We start from the raw sequence: 20,644 nt of genomic DNA, 5'->3' as shown, positions 1-20,644 counted from the left end.
TATGAACGAATGCCCCGTATATTTGCGAGTAACCTGCCGCACTAGATTGGTATGGAACATTCTTGAATCCGTCCACAGTGATATGTATATGATAACTTGGGGTCGGAAGTGTAAAGTAGTGTAAAGTTATAGGAAGAGGTGTTGCTAAATGCCACAGCCATTTGACCTGTTGCACTATCTATTGCGTATGGCTCTAGTGGTATTCCAGCAATGGAGTCTACGGCGGAGCTAAATTCGTTGGCGACCGCATTATTAGACATCTGTCTGTTAGACCATCCCATTTCTGGATGATTATTGATTGATACTTGCGCTCTTGGTGCTATGGTTACTTTAGTAACCTGAGCAAATTTGACTATACCCTTCGGCAGGTCAGCTGTGGATATGGAAGCTGCGAAACGTTCTACCAAGTTGTTGCCATGATTTTCAAACAAAGCCTGATTCACTGCCTCTTGCTCATCAGACATACTTGGATATTGATCGACCGTCCCAATATATTCTTCACTAATTGGCACAGTTGTAAGGATTGTTTTCTTTGCGTAATCAAAGAAAATGGCCTCAGCATGCAAAAGTATATCTAGTTTATATACTGGAGTTCCATCTACATCATACTGCTCTATGGAAACCGTTTCACCATCTAAGACCATATCAAGCACGATAGATTTGGTATAACTATCGGCATTATTACTTAGCGTGTTTATCTTTAGATCATATCCTGACGGGGTTGTCTGCTGAACGTGATTCAACAGGTCTCTTCTAAATTCTGGCAGGACAACCGACTTTGCGGCGAGAGGATATAGTTTCGATATGTCCGAATATTTCCCGGCGAATCCGAAGCCCCCACCATTCTCAGTGACATAATACACGTCAACAGCTTGTGCTGTGCCTGCACATATAAAAAATGATGTAGCGCCGACTATTATGAATCTCTTTAATCTGTTGGTGTTGTTTATCAATGATGCGCGGCAGCATCTATTTATTTTTGGCATAAGTTTACTTTGATTACCCTTTTATATATATTTCTTGGTATTTTCTGTAGCTTCTGACTCGCCCATAGCGATAACTTCGACTCGTCCTATGCCATAGAAATAACACCGTTCGGTATAAGCTAAGCCCCCAAGAGAACCCATCTCCCAGGGGCACCCAAGTCAGCCCACTCGTCTCGTTTGCATTGCCGTCAACCCAGAAACACTCTCAGCAACATGAGTATCCTCACCCGCAGGAAAGAACTCTTCCACTACCTCTGCACCCTCGTCCTCGGTCTCTTCAAACGCACCATTACCCAGTCCAGCTCTAGCAGCTGCCTCCAGGGCCTCGACGTACTCCCCAGACTGCCCAGCTAGCTCCTTGGCATCCATAAGCATTTTCTTTGACTCTACCCCATCCCTGAATACCATGTCCACATAATACACAGGGGTCCGATGGGACTGCGCCGTGCTCTTGGCTCTCAGCTTCAAGGACAGAGGCAGAAACCGGGCCCTCCCACCACTAACGGCATTCAAATACTGCAGCCGTGCCGCCAGCGTCCGGATGCTGTTATAACCTGTCGTCCGGAACATAAAGCTGCCCAGATCATCCTCTTGACCTTCTATCTGCACGTTGAGTCTGCCATAGGGCTTGCAGCCCAATTCAGAGCCCAGGGCACAACCTTGCGGGCCGGGGCAGGGAATGCTCTTGAACCCGTCCCGTGTGCTGCGCCTGGCCACCTCACCATTACCGACACACACCGGCCTGCCCGTAGTCCTGTCGAACAGGCTGTACTCTGCTCTCAAGTTCAGGTCCGGGTCGTTGAACAGCAATGTGACGGGAATACTCCTCAGCTTTCCGCCGTCCTGCTGTGCAATTAGGCTATTGTGGAGAGGATGCAATATCCACTCGCCCCGTTGCTGCACCTGCGTCGTAATCGTAAAGGCATCATCCTTCTCGGGTAAACGCTTGCCGTTTTTCTCCAGCACTTTGCCGATGGCAATCCGCCCTATTACCGGCGGGGTTATTGCTAGTCCTTTAATCATTTCAGTCTCCTTCCATAACAGTGAACCGTCTGCTGCCAGGCTTTTCGCCCCAATAGGGTGCTGTCAGCTCGGGGTGTTCCTGGGTGAGTTTTTTCGTGTCCAGGCTCCGGCTGGGCTTGCTCAGCTTCCACATCGCCTTGCCTTGGGTGAATATGGCTCCCTCAGCAAACCCGATGGCCTCCTTGACCTTCTGTTCCAGAAGGGCCTCGTTGTTCTCTGCGGCTTTTGTACTCTGTCGGGCCTCCAGCAGGGTCTTGAAAAGGGTGTTCATTTCCTTCCGTTCGGTGTAGTCCACCATGACGGCGGCAGTGCGGGGATACAGTAGTGCCAGCGCCCGGTTGCTGGATTCCGACCCATCTACCTCCGGCGCTGTTTCCTGCTCTACGTGGTCCCAGAAGGTTTTCTCCATATCCACCAATTGGGCAATACGCTCCTCATCCCGCTCAATCCGATAAATACGGAATTCCTGACCACCAATGAGCACAGCCACGTCCGCCCATGCCTTGCCGGTTACGGCCAGCTGATGCAGCACCTGAATCTGGTAGGCCAGCGGCACCCCTTCCTCCCATTGGCCCTGACTGCGTAACCCAGCGGTTTTGATTTCCAACACGCCACCGCCTTCCACGATCCGATCTAGATTCGCCAGCATGAAGGGATATTCCGGATGCTGCAGGACTGAATTTACCCTACGTACCTTTTTGCCGGTCTTTTCCGCGTAAACGTTGGCCACGATAGGTTCCAGGGTTGTGCCCCAGAACACTGCGTCCTTATTGGAAATATCCTCCTGGATCTTTCTGCCGGTCTTCTCCATCCACAATTCCAGCGGGGACTTGTAGCGGGACACGCCCACGGCCACCGGCGCATCACTGGAGCCAATGCCACGGTTACGCCATCGCAGCCACTCATCCCTGTTCATTTCCTTCGTAGATACTAATTTCACTGCACTCATGATGACCTCCAGACGTGAAAAGACCCTCAAGGACAATCCTTGAAGGTCGTGGTGTATTGCCGCTGCTTGTCGTGTTTCAGGCCACCAACTTCAGCGCCTCCATCCACGCCTTTTCCTTGATGCCCGCCCCCTGACCAAACCAGGCTGAGTCCAAACGGTAATCCTGGCTCCGTGCCCGGCGATGATGGTCCACATATTCTGTGACCGCATTGATCAAGCCCCAGGCCGTACCCTCTGCGGAACTGAGGGTGCTGCCCTTACCCTGACCGGCAAACAAATCAATCACCGATTTCAGGGCCTTTTCATTGGGCTGCTCGGCAATGGGGGCATTGCGATCCCCCAGCACGTCAATCAAATATTTGGTCACATCCAGGCGGTTGACCTTTCTACCGGACAAAGCCTGCGCTTTCTCTGCAAAGGCATCCCAGGCTGAGGCACCCACACCCAGAGCCTGCTTTACGACAAGGGGGTCAAACTTGGTTGAGTGCGGGACTTTGATAGCACCCTCCCGATCATTTGTGGCGATCTGTAGAGTGTTATTGCAAACGACCCGAACAGAGGTGAATTGGGCTGTAGTGGCGAGGGTCCCGTCACAGCTGGTAGCCAGAAGCAGATAGCCCTTTACCCGGTCACCGCCCTTAAGCAGCATCTCTTCACCCGTCTTGGCTAGTGCCCAAAGTTTTTTACCCTCCTTGAGAACACCCGCCGTTTCCAGCTCAAAACCGCCCAAGGACACCAGATCCCGGTAAAACTCAAGAATCTCTTTGGGCTGCACCACCTTGTAACGGGGGGATACCACCGACAGAGGCGCCAAAGTATCCGAACGATACAGCACCTTGGCATCAGGATTGGGATGGACATTGAAGTTATTCCCCGTACCGACCCGAAACAGCACGTCCGTGGTCTTGATTTCCCAATCCATGCCCGCCGCTTCCAGCCAGACTTCCAAAGGCTGCTTATCTGGCAAGCGGTTCCCCAAACCATGCCAGGGGGTTTCCCTTACAAATGCCATACTCTCTACTAAATGTGCCATGACGCTCTCCTTAAATGCGGCCAACAAAACGTTCCAGCACCTGCAGTGCCAGAGATAACCAGAAACGCAACGCGTATAAAAAAGCCATGATTCCACCCCTCAGTAAAATGAGCGATATTGCTCCATATTTCTTATACCAAGCAATTGCTATTTCTTCTAAAATAAGCCACCAATAGCGACACACTAAAATTCCTCTGAGATTCCACGGAAGGTAAAACAATCTGCGTGGACTCCCGAATAGCCGCAGCGTGACCATACTAAAATTACTCTGCAATTCCACGAAGTTCATAGCTGGACTCGTGGATTCCCGTAACCATTTTAAAGAAGGAACAAACCAATGAGCATTAAAGAGACACCCAATGATCTGCACCAATTGGTGCATAAGCTCGGCGGCCCCAGTTTTGTGGCCCGTGAGCTCAAGATATCGGTATCCACGCTGCATGGCTGGATGAAGCAGGGGCGCGTCCCCAACATGCAGAAGTGGCTGGAACTGAAGGAACTGGACAACCGGATGCAGGAGGTATTGAAATGAATGAAATATTTAAATCAACGTACTATGTGAATGACGTCTTCGCTCTGAACATGATTCTGGCTAACACCAGAAATTTGGAGGGCGACATTTCCAATGTCCATGACGATTATTATTATGATAATTATGATCAGTACATAGACTTTGGAACCTATGTAAAACGTGTCGCCCCGCAAAAAATTACCTTTAATCGCAACACAGAGCTATACCATTTGGCTAATTCATGGGGAGAGTCTTTCTGCGAATATCGGGAGAAAATTGACACTAACACCTGGGTGAACGGAAGTAAGTCTGGACTTATAGATTACCCACGCTTTGGTTGTCTGGAATTTGATGGTAAGTTCTTCGGCAAATATGAAAAGACAGACCCGCTCATCTTGTTTACCGAAGATGACGCACCTTGGCGGGGCAGAATTTTTGCTGGGGCCTATATCCAACGGTGGAAGCTGGTTGAATCAGTTTTTCGGGGCAGGCTTAGTGAACTCATGGCTGGAATGGATCTGCCCAAGATCATAGAGGTGGGGAAGGATATCAATAAGGTGCAAGAGCTGGTCTTTGACGTAGATTAACCGGACTGATCGGATAGTCAGGCGGGTCTTTGGGGGGGGGCTGCATGATGCTCCCCTTCTAAAGCCAACCGCACCAACTAGCACATAGCCGGACATAATTGGACGCCAACCGTCTACTATGTGTCTACTAGAAACGAAAAAGGCACCCAGAGGTTAACTCTAAGTGCCTGTTTTTATGGTGCTGGCGAGAGGAATCGAACCCCCGACCCACTGATTACAAATCAGTAGCTCTACCGACTGAGCTACGCCAGCAAGACGCGCAGTTTAACGCGAGGCGGGCGGTGTTTTCAAATCCGGCGGCGCCTGATGGTGGCGGTGCAGTCCAATCCAGAGCAGCGCACCCGGCAGGCTGGTCAGCACGACGGTAAAGCCCAGCAAAAGGGAGAGCGCCAGGGCCTGTTCATGTCCCATGTGCAGGTAAGACAGGTAAAACACCATCAGCCCCTCGCGCAGCCCCCAGCCTGCAAAAGAGATGGGTAAGGCCAGAAAAAGGCTGATCACTGGCCAGACCACCCAGACCGCCACGGCGTCGGGGGCTTCACCCAGGGCACGGGCGAGCAGCCAGAAAGTCAGGATGGAAAATAATTGCACCACAAAGGAGAGCACAATGGTGCCACCGAGTGCCAGACGATGGCGCAGCAGCGCGCCCATACCGAGACGAATGTCGTGCAGCTTTTCACCCAGCTTACCCGCAAATCTTTCCAGAAAGTTGAGCAAGGGGCTCAGAATCAAAAATACAATCAGGACGTAGGCAAAGACCAGAATCCCGATCGTCCATCCCATCTGCGGCAACAATCCCACCCGCGCACCGCCCAGCACAAAGGCCACGGCAGCAATGGCGATGAGCGCCCCCAAACCCATGAAGCGGTCACCGAACACTGCGGCCAGCGCCAGCGGCATGGAGTGGGTCTGATGGCGGGTGTACCAGGCGCGGATCACGTCACCGGACACGGAACCCGGCAGTACCTGATTGAAATAGGCACCCACCCAGTTCAGCCGCAGCAGCCAGAGCAGGGGTGCGGAGCGCTCCATTGCCATGAGAATAATGCGCCAGCGTATGGCAGACACGGACAGATTCATGGCATAGGACAACACGGCCGCCACAAACCACAACGGGCGTAGCGCCGCAAAACGCTGACTCAGGTCCTGCCAGTTGGTGTTGTGCAGAAGCCAAAGCAGAACGCCGACCGTAAAGACGACCTGCAGCAACAATTGCCAATGGGTATGACGTTTTTTGTTTTCTTCGGACATATTCAATTTTTTGCAGTCAAGGCTGGCAGCGACTCTATGCCAGATGGAGGCACCATGACAAACATCCTCACCCCTCTCCCGCCAATGCGGCAAGCTCGCGATGAAATACGGCCACCTTATCCAGCGTCTCCTGATACTCGGCATCCGGATCAGAATCCGCGACGATGCCGCCCCCCGCCCAAAAGCGCAGTTCCCCCTGAACCGCCGTCATAGTGCGAATGGCAATATTCATATCCAGTTCGCCGCGCTGATCCAGATAACCAACACTTCCGCAATACAGGCCGCGTGCCCCGGCTTCCAGTTCCGCGATGACTTCCATGGCCCGGCGTTTAGGGGCGCCGGTAATAGATCCCCCCGGGAAGCAGGCCCCCAGCGCACTCAAGGCATCCTGTCCCGACGCCAACTGCGCCTCCACCACGCTGACCAGATGATGAACGTGGGCGTAAGATTCGAGCGCGCAGAGTTGCGGCACCTGCACCGAACCAATCGCTGCCACCCGCCCCAGATCGTTGCGCAACAGATCGACAATCATCACGTTCTCGGCGCGATCCTTGGCGCTGGCTAAAAGTGCTTGCGCCATCTGTTGGTCTTTCTGCGGGTCCTCCAGACGAGGACGTGTCCCTTTGATGGGGCGGGCCTGTAAACGCTCTTTTTGAACCCGCAACAGCCGTTCTGGGGAAAAACTCAGCACCGCACCCTGGGGCAAGGACAAATATGCCGAAAAGGGCGCCGGATTGACCGTCCGCAGGTGCTGGTAAAGCGACCATGGCGATCCCGCGTATGGGACGGCAAAGGGTTGGGCCAGGTTCACCTGATAGCAGTCACCCGCCTGGATATAGTCCTGCACCCGACCAAAAGCTGCGGCATAGTCGCCGCGACTCCAGAGCGACTGCACTGGCCCCTGCACCTGGAAAGATGGATCAGGGGCATATGCCGTCGCCCGAGCCAGGCGTGGCTGCCACTCCGCGAGTGCCTGCACCATCCGGTCTTCGGGCGCACAAAGCCAAGCCTGGCGCCCATGGTGGTCGACCAGCAGCGCCGTATCGTAGATACCGAAGGCCGCTTCAGGAAGCGACGGTGTAGGAGGCGGCGAAATGCCCTGCCCCGCCAGCCCAAAATCATAGGCCAGATAACCCAGCGCTCCACCCGCAAATGGTAGTTCTGCGGGCAGAGAAGCGGCATCGGGGAGCCTTGTCACCGACGCGCGCAACGCCTCCCAGAGCGAAAGCGCCGAGCGCCGCGCGGGATCATCCCCATCGGCAATCCAAAGCTGCCCCGCCGCCTGCCACAGACGCTGGCGCGGTGCCGTCACCAGTATGCTGTAACGCCCCTGCGGGGACACCGTCGCACCACTATCCAGAAAGAAGGACCACGGCGTGGCGGCGAGCGGCGCGAACACCGTGGCGACATGCTCAGGATAAGGCACCACACATTGGGTCAGTACGGGGTGAGGCATAAGCAGCACGGCGTCCACTGAAACGGGAGCATCAGCATAAGGGAGAAGCGTGATTTTGCCCATTCCCCGGACGCCGCTCTGGGACACATCACTGCGGGATTCTTCCTTGACGGCTGACCGAGCGGTCAGTATCTTGTGGCCTTACCGTAACGACAGGGTCATTCCCATGCGCGCAGATCGTCTCTCCCCACGTCTTTCGCTTCTCATGGCGGTATTGATTCTGGGCACGACGCCCGCCGGGGCAGAAAGCCTCATTGATGCGTATCAACAGGCCTACCGGACAGATCCGGCACTGGCACAAGCTCGCGCCGAGCTGTCGGCACAGATGCAGGACAAGCCCCTCGCTCGTTCCGCCCTGCTCCCCCATGTGGGTGCTGGTGCCGGTGTCGGCTTTAACACCGCCGACATCACCGGCTTTGGCGCGCAGCCCATCAATCGCGCCTACCTGTCAGACAGCTACAGCGTCAACATTACCCAATCCGTTTTTGACGGGCAGGCATGGACAGCGCTCAAGCAAGCCAACACCAAGATTCAGGCGAGCGCAGCAGGCCTCACGTATACCGAGCAACAACTGGCTTTGAAGGTGGCTCAGGCTTACTTCAGCGTACTGGAGGCACAAGCCCAGAAACATGTTGCCGAAAAACAGAAGTCGCTGCTCGAAAGTATTTACAAGCAGACGGACGCCACTCTGAAAATCGGCACCGGGGACATCATTGCCGTACGTGAGGCACAAGCTCGCCTTGATGCCGCCAAAGCCGATCTCATCACGGCCCGCAACGGGGTCGCTGTTGCTCAGCGCCGCCTGCAACGGCTCACCCATCATCCCATCGGCGTGCTCGACAACCTGGGGCATTATGAGGCCATGGGTCCTCAACCGGACGATATGACCACCTGGGTGCAGAGTGCCGTCAAAGATCAACCGCTGATACATCAGGCGGAAGCGCAGATGCAAACCGCGCAGGACCAGGTCGAATATAACCGCCGTGCGCGCTGGCCGGTGGTGAATCTTCAGGGTATCGCACAACACTCCCTGGGTAGCCCCTTCCCCGGCATGGCCATGAATCAGGCCGGGGTGAGCCTCAACCTCTCCGTACCCTTCTATCAGGGCGGACACACCTCTGCCTCCGTACAACAGGCACAGGCGCAGACCATCGCCAGTGTTGATCACGTCGCCAATGTCCGCGATGAAGTCACGCTCAGTACCCAGACCGCCTTCCTCAATCTCAAAGATAGCGTGGCTCTATTGCGCGCCGCCCAAGAGACTGCCGCCTCGGCCAAAGTTTCCCTGGAAGGCACGCGCAAGGGTTATGAGGTGGGTACCCGCTCCATCATCGACCTGCTGCAGACGGCCACGGATTACATCCGCGCCGAGCAGGACTACAATGTGGCGTTCTATAATCAGATCATAGCGCGGGTAGAACTCAAGGCCGCCTCGGGTCAGATCAATATGGCGGACCTCGAAGCCATCAATGCCTTGCTGGACAATAGCGCAAACCCATAGTCCACTAGCCTGGGAGTATATGACGCATGGCCACTGCAAAAAAAAGGATGGTCATTGCCGCGGCGGTCATTCTCGCCATCGGTGCCGGAGTGGCCTATTGGGAAACCCGCCCTATGGCGCCCGCCGATCGGGTCACCATTTATGGGAATGTGGATATCCGCCAGGTGCAGGCGGCTTTCGACGACAGCGGACGCATCCTGCGTCTCGCGGTGCAGGAGGGTGACCGCGTCCACAAAGGCCAGTTGCTGGCGGAACTCGACCCGATCCGCTTTCTGGACGCGGTGGACCGTGATCAGGCCAGTGTCGCCACGCAAGAACAGGTGCTCGCCCGTCTTCTAGCCGGTTCCCGCCCCGAAGAAATCGCGGCAGCCCGGGCCAGCGCCGCGGCCGCTCAGGCTACCCTGGCCAATGCGGAAATCACCTGGCGCCGGCAGCAGGCGCTGGCCGCTGAGCAATATGTACCCAAGCAGAATCTGGATAATGCAGCCGCCGCCCTGAAAACCGCCCGGGCCAATCTGGATCATGCCCAACAGGGCCTGACCCTGGCGATCAAAGGGCCGCGCAAGGAAGACATTGCCGCTGCCCGCAGCCAGCTCACCGCCGAGCAGGCCGCTCTGCATCTGGCACAGCGCCAACTGGTGGACACCCAACTCTTCGCGCCGCAAGAGGGCGTGGTACAGGACCGCATCCTCGAACCGGGGGATATGGCCAGTCCACAGGTGCCCGTTTTTACCCTCGCGTTGGACAATCCCGTCTGGGTACGTGCCTATCTGCCCGAAAAATCACTGGGGCAGGTGCGCCTCGGCATGCAGGCCGACATCGAGAGTGATTCTTTTCCAGACAAGCATTTCGCCGGTTGGGTCGGTTTTATTTCGCCCACTGCCGAGTTCACCCCAAAAACCGTACAAACCACGGATCTGCGCACCGAGCTGGTGTATCGGGTGCGTATTTATGCCTGTAATCCCGGGCACCAGTTGCGCCTGGGCATGCCCGTGACGGTACAGATTCCGCTCCGAAATAATCCGCCACAGAATCGAGATACGAACGTCTGCGGACGTTGAGCCATGACCGACACGCCCTTGCGTTTCAGCCAGGTCAGCAAAAGCTTCGCCCGCGGCAAAGACCGGGTGCAGGCTTTGAGCAACCTGGATCTGAGTCTCCCCTCCGGCTCCATCACCGCCCTTCTGGGACCTGACGGGGCGGGCAAGACCACGCTGATGCGTCTTGCCGCCGGGCTGATGGTCCCCGACAGCGGCACGATATCCGTCTTCGGCGCCGACACCCGCCTCCGGGCGAAACAGGTGCAGGCGGCCATCGGTTATATGCCACAACGCTTTGGTCTCTATGAAGATCTCACTGTGCAGGAGAATCTCGACCTGTACGCCGATTTGCAGGGATTGACGCCGGTGGCGGCAGCCGCCCGGCAGCAGGAACTGCTCAAACTCACGGCGCTCGGTCCCTTTGGTGCCCGGCGCGCCGGAGCGCTGTCCGGCGGCATGAAACAAAAACTCGGCGTCGCTTGCGCCCTGCTGCGTGCCCCGCAACTGCTCCTCCTGGACGAGCCAACGGTGGGCGTGGATCCCATCGCCCGCCGCGAACTCTGGGAGATCGTCCAGGGACTCAGTAAACAGGGCGTTACGGTGCTCATGAGCACCGCCTATTTTGACGAGGCGGAGCGCTGTGACGAAATCATTCTGCTGCATCAGGGCAAGCTCCTGAAAAAGGACAGCCCCGAGGCCTTCCACCAGCCGCTGAACGGGCGCTGTTTCCTGGTCACCCAGGCGGCGGTGAGCAAACGCCACCTACGGGAAACCCTGCAACACCGGGCCAGCGTCCAGGACGCGCGCATCCTCGCCGAAGGCGTGCGCGTGCTCTGCCGGGATACCCAGCCCCATGCCGTGGCGGGGGAAAACTGGCAGATTGCGACACCCACCTTTGAAGATGCCTTTGTCGACCTGTTAGGTGCCCCCGAAGACCCGGATGCCGAAATCATGTCCGACCCTCCAGCCGCCGCCCCGCCCACGGACCAGGAAGCAGAAACCGTGGTGGAAGTGCGCGATCTGTGCAAGTTCTACGGCAAGTTCGAGGCGGTTAAAGGCAACACCTTCACCGTTCGCAAAGGTCAGATATTTGGCCTGCTGGGCGCCAACGGCGCGGGCAAGACCACCACCTTTCGCATGCTCTGCGGCCTGCTCCCGGCTTCTTCCGGCACCCTGCGAATTGCCGGGGTGGATATGCGCCATGCCTCCGCACAGGCTCGGGGGCGCATCGGCTACGTCGCCCAGAAATTTGCCCTCTACGGTAACCTCAGCGCCGACCAGAACCTGGCCTTTTTCTCGGCCGCCTACGGACTGCACGGCGAGGCGCGACAAACGCGTATGGACTGGGCGCGACGGGAATTCCAACTAGCGGACTATCGCAACGTCAATGCCGACGATCTGCCACTGGGGATCAAACAGCGCCTGGCCCTGTCCTGCGCCCTCCTGCACGAACCGCCCATTCTTTTCCTGGACGAACCCACCTCCGGCGTGGACCCCCTCGCCCGCCGCGAATTCTGGCAGCGCATCAATGCCCTGGCCGAAGGCGGGGTCACGGTGTTGATCACTACCCACTTCATGGACGAGGCCGAATATTGCGATCAACTCGTCCTGATGTCCCTGGGCGAGGTGCTGGCCCGGGGTAGCCCCCAGGAAATACGGGATCAGGCCAAAGATCCGGCACACCCCGAGCCGAGCATGGAAGAGGCCTTCATCCATCTCATTCAGCATCATGAAAGCCAGCTCCGGAGAGCATCATGAAGCTCCAGCGCCTGCACGGCCTGATTCGCAAGGAGTTCATCCAGATCTGGCGCGACCCGTCCGCCATTGCCATCGCTTTTGTCATGCCGGTGTTTCTGCTCTTTCTTTTTGGCTATGGCGTATCGCTGGACGCGCGCCATGTGCCGGTGGCCGTGGTGGTGGACCAGCCCAGTGCGGAAACCAGCGCCTTTATCGGCGGGCTACAGCAGTCGGCTTACTTCACGCCACAGGTCTATGGCAGTATTCAAGCGGCCCGACAGGCAGTGATGGCGCGCCAGGCCGACGGTATTCTCTGGCTGCGCGGCAACTTCAGCCGTCAGGTGTTGCAAGGGGACACCACCAGCATCGGGGTATTCGTCAACGGTAAGGATGCCAATAATGCCCGCATTTTGCAGGGTTACCTGCAGGGTGTCTGGCAGGCGTGGCTGCAACAACGCGCTGCTAGCGCCGGGGCCGCGCTGGTCATTCCGGTCACCGGTCAGGACCGTATCTGGTTCAATCCGGCTCTGCGCAGTCGCGATTATCTGGTACCGGGGCTCATTGCCGTGATCATGACCCTCATTGGTGCTCTGCTGACAGCACTGGTGGTGGCCCGGGAATGGGAGCGCGGCACCATGGAAGCCCTCATGGCCAGTCCGGTGACCATGGGGGAGATCCTCCTCGGCAAGCTCATCCCCTATTTCTTTCTCGGTATGGGCGGCATGCTCCTGTCGGTGGCGCTGGCGGTCTGGCTCTTCACCGTCCCTCTGGTGGGCAGCTTCTGGATCCTGCTGCTCTGCTCCTCGCTCTTTTTACTGGCGGCGCTGGGCATGGGACTGCTGATCTCCAGCGCCGCCCATAACCAGTTCGTGGCCGGTCAAATCGCCATTATCGTGACCTTCCTGCCGGCCTTTATCCTCTCGGGCTTTATCTTCGACATCCAGTCCATGCCCACGGCTATTCAGGTCATCACCCATATCGTGGCCGCCCGCTACTTCGTCACTATTCTGCAGACCCTCTTCCTCGCCGGTGACGTCTGGCCCGTCATTTTCTGGAACAGCCTGGCCCTGGCACTCATGGCAACCTTCTTTCTCGGCATTACCCTGCGTCGTTCCCGCAAGAGGCTGGACTGATGCTGGCGCGAGTCTGGGCTTTGGTGATCAAGGAATTCCTCGCTCTGTTGCGGGACAAAAGGAGCCGATTCGTGCTGATCGGTCCGCCTCTGATTCAGTTGCTGGTCTTCGGCTATGCCGCGACTTTCGATCTCAATCATATCCCCTACGCAGCCTACAATCAGGATCCCGGTTTTGCGTCCAGAGAGTTATTAAGCCATTTTCAGGGCTCCCCCGCCTTTCAGCAGGAGGCGGCCATTACCCATAATGCCCAAATCGCGCCCATGATCAACAATCAGAAAGTGTTACTGGTATTGCAGATCGGTCCGAACTTCACCCGCGACCTGCTGCTGCATCACCCGGCATCCGTGCAGGTGATCATCGATGGACGCAACTCCAACACCGCTACCGTGGCACTCAACTACGTCAACAGTGTCATCCTGTCTTTCGACACCCACTGGGCCGCCACCCACCATTGGGGTAAGCCTCCGGCGCAACTGGTGGTTCGCTCCTGGTTCAACCCCAATTTGTTATCCCGCTGGTTTATCGTACCGGGCATTGTCGCCCTACTGACCCTGGTGGTCACCCTGCTGGTGACTGGGTTGTCCGTGGCGCGGGAGCGCGAGCAGGGCACCTTCGATCAGTTGCTCGTCACCCCGCTGAATCCCCTGGAAATCCTCCTGGGCAAGGCACTGCCCGGCTTCATCATTGGCGCGCTGGAAGGCGTTTTTATCATCCTCGCGGGGATTTTCTGGTTTCAGGTCCCCTTCATCGGCAGCATCCTGGCGCTGGCGCTGGGCATGGCGCTGTTCCTGCTCGCCGCCATCGGGATCGGGCTGATGATCTCATCGCTCGCCGTCACCCAGCAGCAGGGTCTGTTGGGGGTATTTCTTTTTTTGGTGCCCGCCATCATTCTCTCCGGCTTCGCCACCCCCATCGCCAACATGCCGGAATTGGTGCAGGATCTCACCTATATCAATCCCATGCGTTACTTCCTGGTGATCGTGCGCGGGGTTTTTCTGGAGGGCGACGGCTTTCACGAACTCTGGTCGCAATACTGGCCATTGGCCCTGATCGCCCTGAGTTCCATGACCGCCGCGGCCTGGTTGTTCCGCCACCGGATGCAGTGAATCCAGGGAATGTGACCCTCTTCAGGCCCCGACGCGCAGGGGAATGCGCTTGCGCCCGAAATGCCCCGGTCTGGCCTCGAAATGTCCGGCAATACCGTGACCACAATGGGGACAATGCCCCTCCGGAGTCAGGTGATACGACAATATCTGATACCAGTCGCGGACGATCAATGCCGCCCCGCATCCGGGACAAAAAGTGGTATCGCCCGCCTGATCATGCACATTGCCGGTATAGACGTAATGCAAACCCGTCTCCATGGCCACGCGGCGTGCCCGCACCAGGGTATCTGCCGGTGTGGCAGGCACATCCGGCATCCGGTAGTCAGGATGGAAAGCGGAGAAATGCAGCGGTACGTCGGGACCCAGATGCCCCATCATCCACTCCGCCGCGGCGCGAATCTCCGCCTCGGAATCATTATGGCCCGGAATAAGCAACGTGGTGATTTCCAGCCAGGTCTGGGTCTCCTTGACGATATACTCCAGTGTTTCCAGTATGGGGGCGAGATGCGCCCCGGTCAGTTTGAAGTAAAACTCGTCGGTAAAGGCCTTGAGGTCGACATTGGTTGCGTCCATTTTGGCGAAAAACTCCGCCCGCGGCTGCGCATGGATATAACCGGCGGTAACGGCCACGGTCTTGATGCCGACGGCATGGCAGGCATCCGCCGTATCCATGGCGTATTCGGCAAAAATAACCGGATCGTTATAGGTAAAGGCCACACTTTTGACATCCAGCGACTGGGCGGTTGCCGCGATGCCTGCGGGACTCGCCTGGTCCTGGAGCCGGTCCATTTCGCGGGATTTGGAAATATCCCAGTTCTGGCAGAACTTGCAGGCCAGATTACAGCCTGCTGTGCCAAAAGAAAGCACACTGCTGCCGGGATAAAAATGATTCAGTGGTTTTTTCTCGATGGGGTCAATACAAAAACCCGAGGAGCGACCATAGGTGGTGAGGACCATGGTGTCGCCCTCCCGCATTCGCACGAAACAGGCCCCGCGTTGCCCTTCCTGCAGACGGCAGTCGCGCGGACAGAGGTCACACTGAATGCGCCCATCGGCGAGTGTATGCCAGTAGCGGCCCGGATGCGTTATAAACGTCTCCTTATCCATTGCCCCTCCCCCCTGGCGGCTGCTCTTCACGCCATTTCTCCACCGTGTACCAATACACTTCCATTTCTCCGGCCCAGAAATCCGCCGGCAGACCCGCCTTGCGTTTGAGCGCCCGCAGAAATTCCCGTGGCTGGGGAAGCTCTTCCCACACCTGGGGAAGAAAGGTGCCGCGACGCGAACCATAAGTGAGAACCAAACCATGCCGGTGCGGTTGAATTTGCGCCAAAAGGCTCTCCTCACTGTCAAAATGTATGCGCTGCAGCGCAGAGAGTAATGAAACTTCCACCCGCACCTGTGACCACTCCGCTACAGCCAGCGGCGGAAAACGTGGATCCTCGAAGGCCGCCGCCAGTGCATTGGCGCGCAGGTCCACCCCGAGGGGACGATAGGCTTGCAGGCTGCCGATGCAGCCTCGCAAGCCCTGGGGTTCGGTGAGCGTCACGAAAGTCGCACCGGGCTGCTGCGCCCAGTTCGGCACCACCGGGGGCTCGACAGGCAAATTCAGTGCGTCGGCAATGGTGGCACGGGCTATATCAAGCAGGATTCCCCCGGCTTCCGGCGGAAGCCCACCGGTCTTTTCGTCACCTTCATGCGCGATCATGGCTCTCTCCGTAAAAAGCGACTGCGGCATAACCCACCACCGCATCACGGGACCCTGCCGTATCACCCGAATTACACAGCTCCACCAGGCGTGGGTGCAGGTGGTGCTTGTGGGCAACCGGAAGAAGGCCATTGATGGGCGTGGCGCCGCAAGCCTGCTCGTGGTCTATGGGCATGGGATCGAAGCGCAATATTTCCTCCACCGTATGGAGGTCTATCGCACGGGCTTCGGCATAGGGGTGATAGTGAGAAAGATCGGAACTGATGACGATGACCGTCTCCTCGCCACCCCAGAGCTTCTCCAGAACCTGGGCCACTTCGTCCGGCCGGGCATCGCCCACCACCAGCGGGACGACGCTGACGTCACCCAGCACCTCCTGGATAAAAGGCAATTGTACTTCCAGGGCATGCTCCTGCGCGTGGGCAGCGGCGATTTCCCGAACCTGCGGCAACCCGGCCAGTGCTTCCACCCCCGCCTGATCCACCGCGACGGTACCCAGCGGCGTTTGCATGGCCTGAACCCCAGGCAGAGCGAGGCCGCGAAATGGAAGGCGATGCGCTGGCCCGAGAAGTACCACCCGACGGATGCGCCCCCGCCCCGTGGCCAACAGGGCGTAACCGGAAGCGGCTACCGCTCCCGAGTAGATGTAGCCCGCATGGGGGACAATAATGGCCTTGGGCCAGGGAACCGACACCACATTGCTGGCATCTTCAGCCCTGGCCAGTAAACGTCCTACTTCCGCCCGCAAAACAGCAGCCTCGGCAGGATAAAACATGCCGGCCACCGCCGCTGGTCTGACGAGATTCATGAAGCACTCTCCCTGGCCGCTATAAGGCCAACATCTTCATGTTAGATATATCAGGATAGGAAAGAATTTTTTCAAGGGGCCGTGATTAGACCGCACAGAAAAATCCCTGATTCGCGCTCAGATTTCCTGCTGATTCACTCGCTGGGACAACTCCCCGGCGGATTCTTTGCGCTCCGAATAGCGGTCCACCAGATATTCGGCATGGTTGCGCAACAGCAGAGTGAACTTCACAAGCTCTTCCATTACATCCACCAGCCGGTCGTAATAGGCCGAAGGTTTCATCCGCCCAATCTCGTCAAACTCCAGAAAGGCCTTGGGCACCGAAGACTGGTTGGGAATGGTGAACATGCGCATCCAACGACCCAGAATACGCATCTGGTTCAGCGCGTTGAAAGACTGGGATCCACCGCAGACCTGGATGAGGGCGAGGGTCTTGCCCTGGCTGGGACGCACCGCCCCGGCATTCAGGGGGATCCAGTCGATTTGTGATTTAAATACCCCGGTCATGGCACCATGACGCTCCGGCGAACACCAGACCTGCCCCTCCGACCATAGCACGGCTTCCCGCAGCTCCTGAACCTTCGGGTGAGTATCGGGCGCATCATCGGCCAGAGGCAGCCCGGAGGGATTGAAAATGCGGGTTTCTGCCCCGAAGAGGCGGAGCAGCCGGGCGGCCTCCTCCACCATCAGACGGCTGTAGGAACGCTCGCGATTGGAACCATACAGCAGAAGCACGCGCGGTTTTCCCAGACATTCGGTCCCGCTCTTCAAGTTCGCCGAAACGGGAATCCGCAAGAGCGCCGGGTCGATATTTGGCAATGTATCCATCATGGCTTTTTCCTTAAATCAACGGCAGCCACCAGGCGAGTGCCAGCAGAGTCACCAAAAGCACCGGCGGTGTGATCAGCAGTCCGGTCTTCATATATTGGCCCCAGGTGATGGTGACCCCCTTGCGACCCAGCACATGTAACCACAACAAAGTGGCGAGACTGCCAATGGGTGTAAACTTGGGACCCAGATCACAACCGATGATATTGGCATAAACCATGATCTCGCGAATCATGGGATCCGCCGCGGCAGACGCGTGATGGATAGCCAGCGCGCCCACCAGCACCGCGGGCATGTTATTCATTATCGATGAGAGCAATGCCGCCAGAAAACCCGTACCCAGTGCGGCGGCGACCGGCCCATGGGTGCCAAACCAGTGCAGGGCCTGCGCCACATAGGCCGTCAGTCCGGCATTGCGCAGCCCATACACCACCAGGTACATACCCAAACTGAAAACCACAATTTTCCAGGGCGCATCCTGCAAAACCTTACGTACGGAAATCTGGGCGCCGCGTCCACCCCGAAACCAGCGGCCCGCCAGAGCAAGCAGAATCAAGGCGCCCGTAACAGTGACCACAGAGACGGGCACCTGCCACTGCGCGGTGACAAAATAGGCGATGAGCAGCAGGCCCAGCACCGGAAAGCTGGCGCGAAACACCAGATGGTCCCTGATCGCTGTTGCCGGTTCCGGGAGATGCGCCGTGCCGTAATGCTGCGGCAGCACCCGCCGAAAGGCGATCCAGAGCACCAGCAGCGTCGCGGTCAGCGCCACCAGATCCACCGGAACCATCACCAGGGCATAGCGAACAAACGAAATATTGAAATAATTGGCGCTGACGATATTCACCAGATTAGAAATCATCAGAGGCAGGCTGGTGGTATCGGCCACAAATCCCGTGGCGATGACAAAAGCAAAAGTGGCGGTCGGGGTGAACTCCAGTTGCAACAGGATGGCCATCACGATCGGGGTCAGGAGCAGCGCTGCGCCATCATTGGCAAAGACCGCGGCAATGGCTGCCCCGAGGATGACAATCAGCGGGAACAGGAGTCGCCCTCGCCCGCCGCCCCAGCGGGCTACGTGCAGCGCCGCCCAGTGGAAAAAGCCCGCTTCATCCAGAATCAGCGAGATGATGATGAGCGCCACAAAAGTAAAAGTGGCATCCCAGATGATGTGCCAGACCACGGGGATATCACTCCAGGTGATGACGCCAGTCGTCAGTGCCAGCACCGCACCGCCCATAGCACTCCAACCGATACTCAGCCCCTTGGGTTGCCAGACCACCAATATCAACGTTGCCAGAAAGATCAGTACCGCCAGCATGGATCGGCTACTCCGCAGAAAATTTGGCTCGTAGTCTTGACGAGCTACCAGTTCCTGTCAATACTGCAACGAAAGTTCGGGAGTTGATTTATGGACACGGCAGAACAACGGGATCAGATTGTGATCTACCTGGAGGCACTCGCGTCGCCGGTACGGCTGGATATTTTCCGGCTCCTGGTGGAGCAGGAGCCCGCAGGCTTGGTGTCTGGTGAGCTTGCCGAGCATCTGGGCCAGGCGCACAACAGCATCTCTTTTCATCTCAAGTCACTGCAGCATGCAGGACTGGTCACCGTGCAGCGGGAGGGCCGCTACCAACGCTATCGTGCGGCCATGCCTGTAGTACGCGCTTTAGTGGCCTATCTCACTGAAAATTGCTGCCGCGGCACTCAGGAATGCGCCATAACGCATGCGGAAGTATCCACAGCGCCTATCGTCCCACCAGGAAATCTGCCATGAAAAAACCGGAAATTTTGTTCCTCTGCACCGGCAACTCCTGCCGCTCCATTCTCGCCGAGGTCACCTTCAATGCCCTGGCGGCTCCGGCCATGCACGCCGTCAGTGCGGGCAGCCATCCCGCCGGGTACGTCCATCCCCGGTCGCTGGCCTTGCTGCGGCGGGAGGGGTTTTCTACTGAAGGGCTCAGCAGCAAATCCTGGGATGACCTCACCGTCACCCCCGACGTCGTCATTACCGTCTGCGCCAGTGCCGCCGGCGAAACCTGCCCGGCGTATCTGGGTCCGGCCATCCGCGCCCACTGGGGTGTGGAAGACCCTGCCAAAGCTACCGGCAGCGAAAGTGAAATCGAAGCCGCTTTCGACACAGCCTACCGTATTTTGCGGCATCGCATTGAGACCATGTGCCAATTGCCTGTGGCAGAGCTCATGGAAAAAGACCCGGCACAATTGCGTGCGGAACTGGCCCGTATTGGCAGCCTGGAACCCTGAGTCACCCCATTCTACGGAGCACATCACGATGTCCATGATCGTTGATCCCCAAGAATTTCATATCAGCATCCGCGTTGCTGACCTCGCGGCGAGTACCGATTTTTACGTGCAGTTTTTCGGTGTTGAACCCAAAGATCGGACGACACGTTACAGCACCTTCATCGTGCCCCACTTGCGCCTGAATCTGGTGCTGCTGGTCAACGATAAAGGTGAAGCATTGGACACCTATAGCCTCTATCACCTGGGTTTAGGTGTACCCAACCGCGCAGCGGTCGTCGAAAGCTACCACCGCGCCCAGGCCGCTGGTGCCGAGATCGTCAAGCCTCCCCGCACCACCTGGCGGGGCACGCCCCTCCATGAACTCTGGCTGCGCGACCCCACCGGTTACAACCTGGAAGTCTACGCGCGCCTGACCCCGGAGGAACTCACCGAGATGCCTGCCGATCAGGAAGCAACCTATCTGGTGCCCGGCACCCAGCCTCCTGCGGAGCGCTCCAACGGGTAAACATCAACCTGCTGTAAGCGTTGGCCCACGTTTTTCACGGAGGAGCCGCGCAACCCGCGATGGGCGGCGGTGTGCCCCGTAAATGGTCACCCAATAATCATAGGGTATTTAATGTGCCTGTGGATTGTCGTAGCTGAATTGTTTCCAGCACTGTTGCCATGGATGACACGCCTGCGAGAGGGTTCCTGGAGTATCGCCGATAGCGATGGGATAG

At 57.5% G+C, this 20,644-nt stretch carries 22 protein-coding genes and 1 tRNA gene; 10 read left to right on the top strand and 13 right to left on the bottom strand.

The genetic code is table 11. The features are described 5' to 3' along the window. Positions 1-41: 41 nt before the first annotated feature. The 5 genes from M0P56_RS00115 to M0P56_RS00095 form a co-directional block, all read right to left on the bottom strand. Positions 42-743, bottom strand: coding sequence for a hypothetical protein (locus M0P56_RS00115; protein WP_291508028.1), 702 nt, complete (start codon positions 741-743; stop codon positions 42-44). Between the two features lie 402 nt (positions 744-1,145). Further along, complete coding sequence (locus M0P56_RS00110; protein ID WP_291508027.1) at positions 1,146-2,009, bottom strand: hypothetical protein; 864 nt, start codon at positions 2,007-2,009, stop codon at positions 1,146-1,148. 1 nt (position 2,010) lies between these two features. Further along, the gene (locus M0P56_RS00105) at positions 2,011-2,958 is read right to left on the bottom strand and encodes a lambda-exonuclease family protein (RefSeq protein WP_291508026.1); all 948 of its coding nucleotides are present in this window, start codon (positions 2,956-2,958) and stop codon (positions 2,011-2,013) included. Between the two features lie 76 nt (positions 2,959-3,034). Further along, complete coding sequence (locus M0P56_RS00100; protein WP_291508025.1) at positions 3,035-3,991, bottom strand: DUF932 domain-containing protein; 957 nt, start codon at positions 3,989-3,991, stop codon at positions 3,035-3,037. A 10-nt stretch (positions 3,992-4,001) separates the two neighbouring features. Further along, entirely contained in the window at positions 4,002-4,280 is a 279-nt protein-coding gene (locus tag M0P56_RS00095) for a hypothetical protein (protein ID WP_291508024.1), read from the bottom strand. 48 nt (positions 4,281-4,328) lie between these two features. Here M0P56_RS00095 and M0P56_RS00090 point away from each other — a divergent pair, with 48 nt between their 5' ends. Continuing rightward, on the top strand, positions 4,329-4,523 hold the full coding sequence (locus M0P56_RS00090) for a hypothetical protein (RefSeq protein WP_291508023.1): 195 nt from the start codon (positions 4,329-4,331) through the stop codon (positions 4,521-4,523). Continuing rightward, positions 4,520-5,089 (top strand): hypothetical protein, encoded by a 570-nt coding sequence (locus M0P56_RS00085; RefSeq protein WP_291508022.1) that lies wholly within the window; start codon positions 4,520-4,522, stop codon positions 5,087-5,089. Before M0P56_RS00090 ends, M0P56_RS00085 begins: the two co-directional genes overlap by 4 nt. Positions 5,090-5,265: 176 nt before the next feature. Here M0P56_RS00085 and M0P56_RS00080 read toward each other — a convergent pair. The 3 genes from M0P56_RS00080 to pabB all read right to left on the bottom strand — a co-directional run bounded on the left by M0P56_RS00080 (position 5,266) and on the right by pabB (position 7,859). Beyond that, positions 5,266-5,341: transfer RNA gene (locus tag M0P56_RS00080), tRNA-Thr, on the bottom strand. Between the two features lie 12 nt (positions 5,342-5,353). After that, a complete protein-coding gene (locus M0P56_RS00075) occupies positions 5,354-6,340 on the bottom strand; it encodes a lysylphosphatidylglycerol synthase transmembrane domain-containing protein (protein ID WP_291508021.1) in 987 nt (328 codons plus the stop codon). Positions 6,341-6,407: 67 nt separating this feature from the next. Continuing rightward, positions 6,408-7,859, bottom strand: coding sequence for an aminodeoxychorismate synthase component I (gene pabB / locus M0P56_RS00070; RefSeq protein ID WP_291508020.1), 1,452 nt, complete (start codon positions 7,857-7,859; stop codon positions 6,408-6,410). A gap of 103 nt (positions 7,860-7,962) precedes the next feature. Here pabB and M0P56_RS00065 point away from each other — a divergent pair, with 103 nt between their 5' ends. From M0P56_RS00065 to M0P56_RS00045, 5 genes are read left to right on the top strand one after another with little or no spacing between them, the layout of a single operon-like run. Next, a complete protein-coding gene (locus tag M0P56_RS00065) occupies positions 7,963-9,297 on the top strand; it encodes a TolC family outer membrane protein (protein ID WP_291509239.1) in 1,335 nt (444 codons plus the stop codon). Between the two features lie 26 nt (positions 9,298-9,323). Continuing rightward, the gene (locus M0P56_RS00060) at positions 9,324-10,358 is read left to right on the top strand and encodes an efflux RND transporter periplasmic adaptor subunit (RefSeq protein ID WP_291508019.1); all 1,035 of its coding nucleotides are present in this window, start codon (positions 9,324-9,326) and stop codon (positions 10,356-10,358) included. Between the two features lie 3 nt (positions 10,359-10,361). After that, the gene (locus M0P56_RS00055; RefSeq protein ID WP_291508018.1) at positions 10,362-12,095 is read left to right on the top strand and encodes an ATP-binding cassette domain-containing protein; all 1,734 of its coding nucleotides are present in this window, start codon (positions 10,362-10,364) and stop codon (positions 12,093-12,095) included. Continuing rightward, positions 12,092-13,207, top strand: a complete 1,116-nt coding sequence (locus M0P56_RS00050) for an ABC transporter permease (protein ID WP_291508017.1) — start codon at positions 12,092-12,094, stop codon at positions 13,205-13,207. Before M0P56_RS00055 ends, M0P56_RS00050 begins: the two co-directional genes overlap by 4 nt. Further along, the gene (locus M0P56_RS00045) at positions 13,207-14,316 is read left to right on the top strand and encodes an ABC transporter permease (protein ID WP_291508016.1); all 1,110 of its coding nucleotides are present in this window, start codon (positions 13,207-13,209) and stop codon (positions 14,314-14,316) included. The genes M0P56_RS00050 and M0P56_RS00045 overlap by 1 nt, the downstream gene beginning before the upstream one ends. 21 nt (positions 14,317-14,337) lie before the next feature. On the opposite strand, the gene amrS is transcribed toward M0P56_RS00045, so the two are convergent. The 5 genes from amrS to M0P56_RS00020 form a co-directional block, all read right to left on the bottom strand. Beyond that, positions 14,338-15,423 (bottom strand): AmmeMemoRadiSam system radical SAM enzyme, encoded by a 1,086-nt coding sequence (gene amrS, locus M0P56_RS00040; protein WP_291508015.1) that lies wholly within the window; start codon positions 15,421-15,423, stop codon positions 14,338-14,340. Then, a complete protein-coding gene (gene amrA, locus M0P56_RS00035; protein ID WP_291508014.1) occupies positions 15,416-16,024 on the bottom strand; it encodes an AmmeMemoRadiSam system protein A in 609 nt (202 codons plus the stop codon). The genes amrS and amrA overlap by 8 nt, the downstream gene beginning before the upstream one ends. Further along, on the bottom strand, positions 16,011-16,832 hold the full coding sequence (gene amrB, locus M0P56_RS00030) for an AmmeMemoRadiSam system protein B (protein WP_291508013.1): 822 nt from the start codon (positions 16,830-16,832) through the stop codon (positions 16,011-16,013). Before amrB ends, amrA begins: the two co-directional genes overlap by 14 nt. 117 nt (positions 16,833-16,949) lie before the next feature. Continuing rightward, positions 16,950-17,663, bottom strand: a complete 714-nt coding sequence (gene arsH / locus M0P56_RS00025) for an arsenical resistance protein ArsH (protein WP_291508012.1) — start codon at positions 17,661-17,663, stop codon at positions 16,950-16,952. Between the two features lie 10 nt (positions 17,664-17,673). Next, positions 17,674-18,981, bottom strand: coding sequence for an arsenic transporter (locus M0P56_RS00020; protein ID WP_291508011.1), 1,308 nt, complete (start codon positions 18,979-18,981; stop codon positions 17,674-17,676). Between the two features lie 90 nt (positions 18,982-19,071). Here M0P56_RS00020 and M0P56_RS00015 point away from each other — a divergent pair, with 90 nt between their 5' ends. The 3 genes from M0P56_RS00015 to M0P56_RS00005 are packed head-to-tail and all read left to right on the top strand — an operon-like array spanning position 19,072 to position 20,430. Further along, complete coding sequence (locus M0P56_RS00015; RefSeq protein ID WP_291508010.1) at positions 19,072-19,437, top strand: helix-turn-helix transcriptional regulator; 366 nt, start codon at positions 19,072-19,074, stop codon at positions 19,435-19,437. Next, on the top strand, positions 19,434-19,925 hold the full coding sequence (locus tag M0P56_RS00010) for an arsenate reductase ArsC (protein WP_291508009.1): 492 nt from the start codon (positions 19,434-19,436) through the stop codon (positions 19,923-19,925). The genes M0P56_RS00015 and M0P56_RS00010 overlap by 4 nt, the downstream gene beginning before the upstream one ends. 28 nt (positions 19,926-19,953) lie before the next feature. Beyond that, positions 19,954-20,430 carry a VOC family protein gene (locus M0P56_RS00005; protein WP_291508008.1) on the top strand — a complete coding sequence of 159 codons (477 nt, stop codon included), beginning with the start codon at positions 19,954-19,956 and terminating at the stop codon, positions 20,428-20,430. Positions 20,431-20,644 lie beyond the last annotated feature (214 nt).

This window comes from Acidithiobacillus sp. (assembly GCF_023229925.1).
Lineage (GTDB): Bacteria > Pseudomonadota > Gammaproteobacteria > Acidithiobacillales > Acidithiobacillaceae > Acidithiobacillus.
This window is presented reverse-complemented; position numbering and strand designations above follow the sequence as displayed.